10 protein-coding genes are annotated in these 10782 nt (G+C 71.6%); 6 read left to right on the top strand and 4 right to left on the bottom strand.

Going from position 1 to position 10782, the window contains the following annotated elements:
• Positions 1-38: 38 nt before the first annotated feature.
• Complete coding sequence (locus B7767_RS02235) at positions 39-680, bottom strand: MBL fold metallo-hydrolase (protein ID WP_085570602.1); 642 nt, start codon at positions 678-680, stop codon at positions 39-41.
• Positions 681-781: 101 nt separating this feature from the next.
• On the opposite strand from B7767_RS02235, the gene B7767_RS02230 reads away from it, so the two are divergent.
• Positions 782-1279 (top strand): MarR family winged helix-turn-helix transcriptional regulator, encoded by a 498-nt coding sequence (locus tag B7767_RS02230; RefSeq protein WP_179167005.1) that lies wholly within the window; start codon positions 782-784, stop codon positions 1277-1279.
• A gap of 276 nt (positions 1280-1555) precedes the next feature.
• Here the strand turns inward: B7767_RS02230 and B7767_RS02225 are convergent, their stop codons facing one another.
• Positions 1556-4549: a BTAD domain-containing putative transcriptional regulator gene (locus B7767_RS02225; protein ID WP_085570600.1), complete on the bottom strand. Its 2994-nt coding sequence runs from the start codon at positions 4547-4549 to the stop codon at positions 1556-1558.
• Between the two features lie 173 nt (positions 4550-4722).
• On the opposite strand from B7767_RS02225, the gene B7767_RS02220 reads away from it, so the two are divergent.
• Both B7767_RS02220 and B7767_RS02215 read left to right on the top strand, forming a co-directional pair.
• Entirely contained in the window at positions 4723-5205 is a 483-nt protein-coding gene (locus B7767_RS02220; RefSeq protein ID WP_256923292.1) for a hypothetical protein, read from the top strand.
• Positions 5206-5364: 159 nt separating this feature from the next.
• A complete protein-coding gene (locus tag B7767_RS02215) occupies positions 5365-5787 on the top strand; it encodes a hypothetical protein (protein WP_143652146.1) in 423 nt (140 codons plus the stop codon).
• Positions 5788-5952: 165 nt separating this feature from the next.
• On the opposite strand, the gene B7767_RS02210 is transcribed toward B7767_RS02215, so the two are convergent.
• Positions 5953-6141: a DUF397 domain-containing protein gene (locus tag B7767_RS02210; RefSeq protein ID WP_085570598.1), complete on the bottom strand. Its 189-nt coding sequence runs from the start codon at positions 6139-6141 to the stop codon at positions 5953-5955.
• Positions 6138-6782 carry a DUF5753 domain-containing protein gene (locus tag B7767_RS46110; RefSeq protein ID WP_179167004.1) on the bottom strand — a complete coding sequence of 215 codons (645 nt, stop codon included), beginning with the start codon at positions 6780-6782 and terminating at the stop codon, positions 6138-6140. The genes B7767_RS02210 and B7767_RS46110 overlap by 4 nt, the downstream gene beginning before the upstream one ends.
• 312 nt (positions 6783-7094) lie before the next feature.
• Here B7767_RS46110 and B7767_RS02200 point away from each other — a divergent pair, with 312 nt between their 5' ends.
• The 3 genes from B7767_RS02200 to B7767_RS02190 all read left to right on the top strand — a co-directional run.
• A complete protein-coding gene (locus B7767_RS02200) occupies positions 7095-8648 on the top strand; it encodes a Re/Si-specific NAD(P)(+) transhydrogenase subunit alpha (RefSeq protein WP_085570597.1) in 1554 nt (517 codons plus the stop codon).
• Positions 8649-8655: 7 nt separating this feature from the next.
• Positions 8656-10047 (top strand): Re/Si-specific NAD(P)(+) transhydrogenase subunit beta, encoded by a 1392-nt coding sequence (gene pntB, locus B7767_RS02195; protein WP_085570606.1) that lies wholly within the window; start codon positions 8656-8658, stop codon positions 10045-10047.
• Positions 10048-10231: 184 nt separating this feature from the next.
• The coding region (locus B7767_RS02190) for a hypothetical protein (protein WP_085570596.1) at positions 10232-10782 on the top strand (551 nt) is incomplete at its 3' end.

Here is a 10782-nt window from a genome sequence, read left to right as displayed (position 1 = left end):
CCCCGCCTCCGGCGCGGGCCGGTGCGGTCGGCCGGGGGTCACACGGTGATCGCGCCCCCCTCCGGGACGATGGTCAGGGGTACCTCGGTCAGCGCCGCGGGGCTCAGGAAGCGGGCCGTCGACTCCTGGCCGGTCCGGCTGAGCATGATCTCGTGGATCTGGACGAGACGGCCGGGCGCGACCTCGCGCACGTAGTCCGCCGCCCGGTCGAGCCGGGTCCAGGGGCCGCTGGTGGGCAGCAGCAGCGTGTCGACCGGTGCGGGCGGTGCCTGGTACGCGTCGCCGGGATGGAAGACCCGGCCGTCGACGAGGTAGCCGACGTTGGCGGCGCGGGGGATGTCCCGGTGGATCGTGGCGTGCAGGCCGCCGGAGACCGCTATGTCGAAGCCGGCGACGTCGACACGGTCTCCGGCCGCGACCGCGGTGACCTGGGCGGGTCGGGCCGACCAGCGTTCGACCACACCGGCCGGTCCGTAGACCCGCAGGCCGGGGCGGGCTTCCAGGGCCCGGGTGAGCAGGTCCTCGTCGAAGTGGTCGAAGTGTTCGTGCGTGATCAGGACGGCGTCGGCGGCGTCCACCACCTCCTTCGCGTCGGGGGTGAAGGTGCCCGGGTCGACGGCGATCCGCCCACCGTCCTTGACCAGCGACACACATGCGTGGGCGTGCTTGATCAGCTTCACTGCCGGCTCCTGTCGGCTTGATGTGCAGGGTTCCCTGCGCAATATATACAGGGTTCCCTGTAATACAGGGAACCCTGTACGACCTTGCTAGGCTGGCGGACGTGAACAACGCGACTTCGGGCGAACCGGCTCCCCTTCCCGGCGAGTTGGCCGCCCGCCTCAGGGCGGTGGTCGGCACCCTGGTCCGTAGCGCCCGCACCGTCGACCGGCTCGCGTCCGTCCCGGCGGCGGTGCTCGGCCTCCTCGACACGGGCGGGCCGATGACCACGGCCGACCTGGCGGCGGCCCGCGGAGTGCGCCACCAGACGATGGCCGCGACCGTCAGGGAACTGACCGACGCCGGCTTCCTGGCCGTACGCCCTGATCCGGACGACGCCCGCAGGAAGGTACTCACCCTGACGAGGGAGGGGAAGGAGACGCTCGACGCGGACCGCCGTCAGCGCGTCGGTGTCCTCGCCGACGCGATGGAGGAAACACTGGACGAGGAGGACCGGCGCGCTCTGGCGCACGCCCTCGACCTCGTCGAGCGGATCAGCGACAGCATCCGGGGCGGCCGTTCCTTCGACGGCGAGCGGGAGTTCAGCACCGGATCATGGTGACGGGGCCCAAGAGGTCCGGCGCGATCGGCAACGGCGGCGCCTGCCTCGCCGGTCCGTCTCCCCGCCGCCCTCCACGGACGCACACCCGTGCCCCACGGCGCGGTTTCCGCCGCGGGGCACGCACGTGCGGCACGGTCCACTGAGAGCGCGAGACGGTCTCCCCTGCGCTGAAACCGATCGTCGACCCCACGCGCACGAGAGGATCACCGCGGCCGATCGGCCGATCGGCCGGCCGGTCGGCCGCCCGTCCCGTGAGCGGTGGGCGCGAGCGCGTGTTCAAGCCCTCCGGACCTCTTCGGCCTCGGCGCGGGTGAGAGCCGCGGCCGTGTGGTCGCCGGCCAGGGTGTGTGCCTCGGCCAGGGTGTCGAGGCCGATGGCCAGCCATCTGCTGGAGCCGATCCGTCTCCAGAGCCTGACGGCGGCTTCGGCGCGTCTGCGGGCGGGTGCCGGGCGGCCCACCGCGAGTTGGGCCTCGGCGAGCGCGTACAGGGTCGCCGCCTCGCCCCAGAGGTTGCCGAACTCCCTGTAGGTCCACAGGCTCCGGGCCAGCAGGCGGCGTCCTTCCCGATGCTCGCCGTGCCGGGTCAGGACGTCCCCGAGCCAGCAGGTGGCGTGGGTGGCGCTGAGGCGGTCGCCGAGGTCCTCACTGATCGTGACGGCCTGCCGGTAGGCGTCGGCGGCGGCCGGGTAGGCGCCGAGTGCGCGGTGGCTCTGGCCCAGGCACCGCAGGGCCTGGGCCTCCCCCGGCCGGTAGCCCGCGGCCCGGCTGACCCGCAGGCATTTGGTGAACCGCGTGACGGCGGCCTCCACGCGGCCCTGTTCGAGGTCGATGACGCCGAGGCCGTTGGTCGCGTAGACGAGACAGTTGACGTTGCCTGCCGATTCGGCGAGTTCGGCGGCCTCTTCGAAGTGGTGCACGGCGGAGGAGTACTGGCCCAGGAGCCGGTGCACATAGGCCAGTCCGGCCGTGGCACCGGCCCGGTACGCGGGTCCCTGGCCCTCGGAGTGCAGCAGGGCCTGCTCGAAGTGGTCCAGTGCTTCCGGATAGCGGTCGAGGATGGTGGTGAGTTCGCCGAGACAACGGTGGATCTTCGCGGCGCTGTGCCGGTCGCCGCTGCCCAGAGCTGCCTTGAGCGCCCGGTTCTGAAGCCGCTCCCAGTCGTCGAAGTGGCTGCCGACCTGGAAGAGGGCCGTGAGGGCGGTGGCCAGCCCGGCGGCGGGGGCGACACCCTCCGCTTCGTCCAGCGCCTGCTCCGCCACCTCGATGAGGAACTGGCGTTCGTCGTTGAACCAGGCCAGCGGATCGGCGAGCAGGTGACCGGTCTCGGCCTCGGACAGCCGCCAGGAGGCCAGGTCCCGCTGGGGGATGCCCTGGAAGTCGACCTTGAGGGTGTCCGCGGCGAGGTCGGCGAGGTGCACGCTCGCCCCGAGCAGCCGGGAGAGCGCGGCCGCACGCTCCCGTTCCGGGACGTCCCGCTCCGTGCGTTCCCTGGCGAACAGCATCACCAGGTCGTGCAGTTGGTAACGGATCCCGGTGGTGTCCGCCGAACCGACCTGCACCAGGTGTACCTCGATCAGGTCGTCGAGGACCGCCTCCGCCTCGGACAGGTCCGCGTCCAGCAGCGCGGCCAGCGCCCAGGCGGCGAAGCCCGTTCCGGGCAGCAGGGCGATCATGTGCAGGGCGTGCCGCGTCGCCGCGGCCATCTGCTGGTGGGTCAGTTCGAGGCTGGCCCGTACGGCGATGTGGCCGACGGCCAGCTCGTCGAGCTTGCGCTGCTCGTCGGCGAGGGCGCGCGCCACCTTGGCCAGGGGCCAGTGCGGCCGGGCGGCCAGCCGCGCGCCGGCGACCCATACCGCCAGGGGAAGGCCGCCGCAGGTCTCCACGATGGAGCGGGCCGCTCCGGACTCCGCGTCCGTCCGGTCCCGGCCCAGCATCCCGCGCAGCAGGTCGAGCCCCGTGGCGGGGTCCAGGACGCCCAGGGGGAGCCGGCGGCCGGCCAGTTCCGCCAGGGTGGTCCGGCTGGTGATGACGGTGGCACAGCGCACGCCGCTGGGCAGGAGGTCACTCACCTGCCGGGCACCGGCGGCGTTGTCCAGGACGACGAGCATCCGTCGTCCCGCCAGCAGGGTGCGGTAGAGATGGACGCGGCCGGTCAGCTCCGCGGGCACGGTACCGCCGGGGACGCCGAGCGCACGGAGGAAGGTGCCGAGGACCGTGAACGGTTCGGCCGGCTCGTCGTCGAATCCCCGTAGGTCCGCGTGGAGTTGACCGTCCGGGAAGCGCGAGGCGAGCAGGTGCCCCGTACGCACGGCCAAGGCGGTCTTGCCCACTCCGGCCGGTCCGGTGATCAGTAGCGTCACCGGACCGGGCCGCTCCTCGCCGAGCAGCCGGCGGGCCTCGTCCACCTCTTCCTCCCGGCCGACGAAGAGTGACTGGCCCGCCGGAAGGAGCCGGGGGACGAGCTGGCGTGCCATCGGCGGGTTCACCGCCGTGCTGCTCCTGCCGGCCGGTGCGGCGGAGCGGGGCGCGGCCGGGTCCGCCGCACCGGCGAGGATCCGTTCGTACAGTTGCCGCAGCGCCGGGCCGGGGTCGACCCCCAGCTCGTCGGCGAGTCGCCGACGGGCGCGCTCGTACACCCCCAGCGCCTCGGCCTGCCGTCCGCACCGGTACAGGGCCAGGACCAGCTGCCCGATCACCCGTTCGTCGAGCGGATGCTCCTCGGCACGGGCGGTCAGTTCGCCCACCATCCCCTCGTGCTGCGCCAGGCGCAGCCGCACATCGGTCAGTTCCAGCCGGGCGGCCAGCCGCTCGCCGTCGAGGAGGTGGCGCCGCGCGTTGAACCAGGGGGTGTCCACCCCGGCGAACGCGCTGCCCCGCCACAGCGCCAGGGCCTCCCGCCACAGTGTCTCCGCCTGCTCGTCACCGCCCGCGTCCCGGGCCCGTCCCGACAGATCGCGGAAGCGGTGCGCGTCCACCGCCGAGGGGTCGACCGCCAGCCGGTAACCGCCGCCCCGCTCCCGGGTGAGGACGGTTCCGTCGGCCGCCAGCACGTGCCGCAGCCGGGAGATGTATCCGTACAACTTCCGTCGTCCGTAAGCCGGTTCGGCATCCCCCCACACCCGGTCCACCAGCGCGTCGGCCGACACCGCCCGGCCCGCGTCGACGAGCAACGCCCCCAGCACGCGCCGCTGCATCGCGTGTCCCACGTCGACCGTGGTCCCGTCCCGCCACATCTCGATGGTCCCCAGGATCCCGAAACACGTGGCCATCACACCCCCTGTGACACCCGGACGTCTCCACGCCCCACTCTGAGCGCCACCGACCTGCGGTCCTAGGCGGATTCAAGCTTTTCCGAAGTTTCGCCGACGGCGGCCCCGGCACCGTGAGCAGCACGTCCCGGGACAGGAAAGCGGGCCCGTACCGAATGGGAGGCTGGGAGAGCATGCGTGATCGAGGAGTACCACACCGCTCCAAGGTTCTGGCCGTCGCCGCCGCCGGACTCCTGGCACTGATGAGTTCCGGCACGGCACACGCCGCCGACGGAAAACAACGGGCGACCGACCCCACCGGCCCGAGCGGATCCGTCTCGTGGACCTGCACGTACGGGAGCGCGAACGCCCAGGCGTGCTTCGCTCCGCTGGGCGAGTGGTTCAGGATCAGGGACACCTGGGCCGACGGCCTTCCCGTCGTCGTCCAGTGGGACTTCTACGACGACGCCGTGAGCCCCGCGTACCCCGCGCGCGAGGGGACGATCTGGAACACGTCCGGAGAGGCGGCCGGTTGGCTTCACATGAACAAGTCCTTCCCGGAGGACCAGCCGGGCGTACTGCGGAGGACGCTCCACTTCAGGGCCTGCTCCGGGTCGTACCCGTCCAACGTGATATCCCCGGAGACCTGTTCCGAGTGGACCGTCGTGCGGACTTGACCGGGCGTGGGGGGCGGCAAGGAGAGGACGTCGGGCGCCGTGGGGGAGGGCGCCCGGCACAGCGGTACGACAGCGGAAACCGTTGACCAGAGGGAGAGACCGATGAGGAAACTCGCGATACGCCGGCGGACGAGCGTAGCGGCGTCCGCCGCGGTGCTGATGGCCGGCGCTTCTCTGATGCTGACGGCACCACAGGCCAGCGCCAGGACGATCTGCTACGACGAGGTCGACTACGTGCAGAACTCCTCGGGCGCGAACGGCGCGTCCGGGCGGGCCAGCTTCTGCTACGACGACACCTCCGGCTACTTCGAGACCAACACGGGACAGAACTGGGTCAAGGACCTGGTCAACGGCGACGGCGTGGCCGCCCGGCTGTGGGTGGTCTACCGGTATCAGGATGAGAGCTCTTACCGTCAGAGCCTGCGTGCCACGGACACGGTCAGCACCTCCGGGGCCACCTCGTGGGCGTGGTCCGGCTATGTCGACTATGCCGGCGCCTATGTGTGCCTGGGCACCACCGCGCCTCTGACCAGCCTGGGCCGCTGCAACCTGTTGTACGACACCACTGGCTTCTCCGGCTAGGACCGACGAAACGCCGCGGACAGACAGATGACGAAGGCCGGGCTGGAGGCCGACGGCCTGTGGGGACCCGCGACGGTCCGGGCCCTCCAGAAAGCCCTGAACCTCGGCAAGCTGTGACAGCGCCCCACGCCGGACCCGTCCGGCGTGGGGCGCTGTGTGACAGGGTCAGTGCTGGGTGGCGTAGCCGATGAAGTCGGTCCACGCGGTGGGGGAGAGGGCGAGTTCGGGGCCGCGCCGGTCCTTGGAGTCCCGGACGTGGACCGCCCACGTGTCCCGCGCCACCTCGACGCAGTCGTCGCCGTCGGAACCGCTGTAGCTGCTCTTGAACCAAGCCCCTTCGTCGGTGCTGCTCATGGCGCTCCTCGCAGTCGCTTCAGCAGGCTCCTGGAGTCGTCGGAGGTGAGAGCCTGCGAGCGCAGTCTCGCATACCGCTGGAGCATGATGCTGACCTCCTTCGGGTCCAGGATCAGCATGCCGCCGCGCTGTCCCTCCGCGTAGCCGAACCACCTGTGATCCGGGGATTCCAGGAGCCTCAACGGCCCGTCGAAACCGGCGTGGTCCGGCTGGTGGGTCGGCATGATCTGCAACTCGACGTTGAACTGCGACGACCTCTCCAGAAGGCTGTCGAGCAACTCCCGCGTCACGTCCGGGCCTCCGGTGCCGCGCTCCAGCAGTGCCTGCTCGACGATGAAGCTGAACGTGATCGCCGGCCTGCGGTCGAACAGTCGCTGACGTTCCAGGCGGGCCGTGACCTGCTGGGTCACCTGGTCCTCGTCCTTCACCGGCGGGACGCTCTCCGTCACCGCCCGTGCGTAGCGTTCCGTCTGCAACAGGCCGGGAACCACCCGGCAGTCGTAGGTCCACAGCGTCACCGACTGCGCCTCAAGGCGCGCCCACTGCCGGAACCAACTCGCCAGCCCCACCTGCCGCGACAGATGCGGCGCGGCCCTGCGCAGCGCGCCGGTGTTGCCGGTCGCCTCCCGCGCGCGTGCCACGCCGTACCGCTTCTGACTGGGCTCCATCGTCACCCGGAGCGAGGCGTACCGTCCACGGAATGTGTGCGTACGCTGACTCTGCGTACACGGAGTGCCGTCGGCGCGATCGGTGCGGTGCGACGTGCTTCATGCCGCCGCCACGTCGACTGCGGCGAGAAGTGGACCTACCGTACTGCCACGGCTGCTGATCGATCGCCGGGTACCGCCGCGGAGTCGGAAGCCGGGGCCTTCCCGGAACGAGCGGCCGGGGCACTTCGGACCATTGCGTCCTCGCAGACCGTCATGGCTGACCACGAGACGAAAGAGCCGAGCATGCTGATTGGAGTGACCCGGGAGACCAGACCCGGGGAGACCAGGGTCGCGGCCACACCCGCGACCGTCAGGCAACTGACCGGACTGGGCTACGACGTGGTGATCGAGACCGGGGCGGGGGCGGGCTCGAGCATCACCGACGAGGCGTACACCCGGGCCGGTGCCGCGATCGGCACCGCCGAGGAGGCGTGGCGTGCCGACCTGGTCTTCCGGGTGAACGCCCCCGAACTCGTGGAGGTGGAGCGGCTCAAGGAGGGCGCGACGCTGGTCGCCCCGCTCGCGCCGGCGGCCAACGGCGGCCTGCTCACGGCGTTGGCCGCGCACAAGGTCGACGCCTTCGCGATGGACGCCGTCCCGCGCCTCTCCCGGGCCCAGTCGCTGGACATCCTCTCCAGCCAGGCCAATATCGCGGGGTACCGTGCGGTGATCGAGGCGGCGCACCACTTCGGCCGGTTCTTCACCGGTCAGGTGACCGCGGCGGGCAAGGTGCCCCCGGCCAAGGTGCTCGTCGCCGGCGCCGGCGTGGCGGGTCTGGCGGCGATCGGCGCGGCCGCCTCCCTGGGCGCCGTCGTCCGTGCCACCGATCCACGACCGGAGGTCGCCGACCAGGTGAAGTCGCTCGGCGGCGCGTACCTGCCGGTGGACGTCGAGGTGGAGCAGTCGGCCGACGGGTACGCGCGGGCGACCTCCGAGGCGTACGACCGGCGGGCCGCCGAGATCTACTCCGAGCAGGCCGCGGACGTGGACATCATCATCACCACGGCCCTGATCCCCGGGCGTCCGGCGCCGAGGCTGATCACGGCCGCCGACATCGCCTCCATGAAGCCCGGCAGCGTCGTCGTCGACATGGCGGCCGCCCAGGGCGGGAACGTCGAGGGAACGGTCAAGGACCAGGTCGTCACGACCGGCAACGGTGTGACGATCATCGGCTACACCGACCTGCCCGCGCGGCTGCCGGCGCAGTCGTCACAGTTGTACGGCACCAACCTGGTCAACCTGATGAAGCTGGTGACCCCCGCCAAGGACGGGCGGGTCACCGTCGACCTCGAGGACGCCGTGCAGCGCGGGCTGACCGTGGTCCACCAGGGCGACGTGCTCTGGCCGCCACCCCCGGTGCAGGTGTCCGCAGCCCCCGCCGCGGACACCGGGGCGAAGGAGCCGGGGAAGACGGAAGAGAAGGCGGCAAGGGCGGAGAGGAAGAAGCTCTCCGCGACCGCTGCCAAAGCGGCCCTCGTCGGCACCGGTTCGCTGGCGCTGTTCCTCCTCAACGCCTTCGCCCCCTCGGAGATCACCCAGCACTTCACCGTGCTGACACTGGCGGTCGTGGTCGGCTTCTACGTCATCGGGCACGTGCACCACGCGCTGCACACGCCGCTGATGTCGGTCACCAACGCCATCTCGGGAATCGTCGTGGTGGGGGCGCTGCTCCAGCTGACCGGCACCGACAACGTGGTGCTGGTGCTGGCCGGCGTCGCCACGCTGCTCGCCTCGATCAACATCTTCGGAGGCTTCGCCGTCACCCGCCGCATGCTCTCGATGTTCCGGAAGGCGTGAGGTGACCGTGGACGTCCTCTCGATCTCCGGCGCGGCGTACCTGGTCGCCGCCCTCCTGTTCATCCTGTCGCTCGCCGGGCTCTCCCGGCACGAAACCGCGTCCCAGGGCTGGGCCTACGGCGTCGCGGGCATGACCCTCGCGCTCGCGGCCACGATCCTGCGGGTCACCGACGCCGGTTCACTCACCTCCCTCGTCGTCCTCGGGCCCGCGGTCGCGGCCGGCGCGGTCGTCGGACTCTGGTGCGCGAGGCGCGTGCAGATGACCGGCATGCCCGAACTGATCGCGCTGCTGCACTCCTTCGTCGGTCTCGCCGCGGTGCTGATCGGCTGGAACGGTCACCTGGAGGGGGGCTCGCACGCCGACGGCATCCACCACGCCGAGGTCTTCATCGGTGTCTTCATCGGCGCGGTCACCTTCACCGGCTCCGTCGTCGCCTTCCTGAAGCTCTCGGCACGGATGAAGTCCGCGCCGCTGATGCTGCCGGGCAAGAACGCCGTCAACATCGGGGCCCTGGCCGGCTTCGTGATCCTCACGGTGCTCTACGTCATCACGCCGTCACTCGGACTGCTGACGGCGGTCACCGCGCTGGCGCTGGCCCTCGGCTGGCACCTGGTCGCCTCCATCGGCGGCGGCGACATGCCCGTGGTCGTCTCCATGCTCAACAGTTACTCCGGCTGGGCGGCCGCCGCTTCGGGGTTCCTGCTGGGCAACGACCTCCTGATCGTCACGGGCGCGCTGGTCGGCTCCTCCGGCGCGTATCTCTCGTACATCATGTGCAAGGCGATGAACCGCTCCTTCGTCTCCGTCATCGCGGGCGGCTTCGGGCTGGAGACGGGCCCGTCGGGTGACCGGGAGTACGGCGAACACCGTGAGATCTCCGCGGAGGACACCGCGGAACTCCTCCTGTCCGCCTCGTCCGTCGTCATCACCCCCGGTTACGGCATGGCGGTGGCGCAGGCGCAGTACCCGGTCGCGGAGATGACCCGGCTGCTGCGCGAGAAGGGCGTCGACGTGCGCTTCGCCGTCCACCCGGTCGCCGGGCGGCTGCCCGGACACATGAACGTCCTGCTGGCCGAGGCGAAGGTGCCGTACGACATCGTCCTGGAGATGGACGAGATCAACGACGAACTCGCCGATACGGACGTCGTGCTGGTCATCGGCGCCAACGACACCGTCAACCCGTCGGCGGCCGAGGACCCGGACTCGCCGATCGCGGGGATGCCGGTGCTGCGGGTGTGGGAGGCGGGGAACGTGGTGGTCTTCAAGCGGTCGATGGCCGCCGGCTACGCCGGCGTGCAGAACCCGCTGTTCTTCCGGGAGAACTCCCGGATGCTCTTCGGCGATGCCAAGACCCGCGTCGACGAGATCGTGGGCGCGCTGTCGCGGGTGCCGGTCTGAGAGGGACGGCGGGTCGCCGGCGCGGTGACGGACCGCACCGGCGACCCGTCCTGTCGGCCCCGGGCTTCGGGACCGCCGGTGACGCCCCGTCGGTTAGGGTGGCGAGCGGAGAGTGACGGACCGACGGCCCCCGCGCGGGCCGGGTCGGACACGACGGGGGGCTCGTTCGTGGGGAGGCTGACGCATGGTCACCCAGCGGTCGGATGAGAGGCCGGCACTCACGGCGCTGCCGTCGGCGCTGCGCGCGTCGCTCGGGTCGGTCGCGGCCCTCGCCGCGCTGGTGGTCCTCGTACTCGGGATCCTGTACGCCGGTGACAGCGGGCCCGGCGCGGTGGACGCGCGGATCCTGTCGGCGGTGGACGGCGCGGGGCCGCCATGGCGGCAGGTCGCTCTGGCCGTCGACTTCCTGGGGGAGCCCCTGGGAGCGGCGGTGCTGGTCGGGGCCGCCGTGACGGGCTGCCTGCTGCTCCGGAGCCCTCGCGCGGCGGTGCTCGTCGTGGTCGGACCAGGACTGGTCGTGGGGACGACGACGCTGCTCAAGCCGCTGGTGGGGCGGACCATCCACGGCGACGACAACCTGTCCTACCCGAGCGGGCACACCGCCTTCCTCACCGCGTTCGTCCTCGTGGTGGCGCTGCTGGTGACCGGCCGGCGCGGCCGCGGCGGGCCGGCCGGCACGTCACTCGTGCTCGCCGCGGCGCTGGTCGCCGGCGCCGCCATGGGCTGGGCGCAGGT

Origin of the sequence: Streptomyces sp. 13-12-16, from assembly GCF_002114215.1 — a bacterium.
GTDB lineage: Bacteria > Actinomycetota > Actinomycetes > Streptomycetales > Streptomycetaceae > Streptomyces.
The sequence above is the reverse complement of the archived record's forward strand: the minus strand, read 5'-3'. Positions and strand labels throughout refer to the sequence as shown.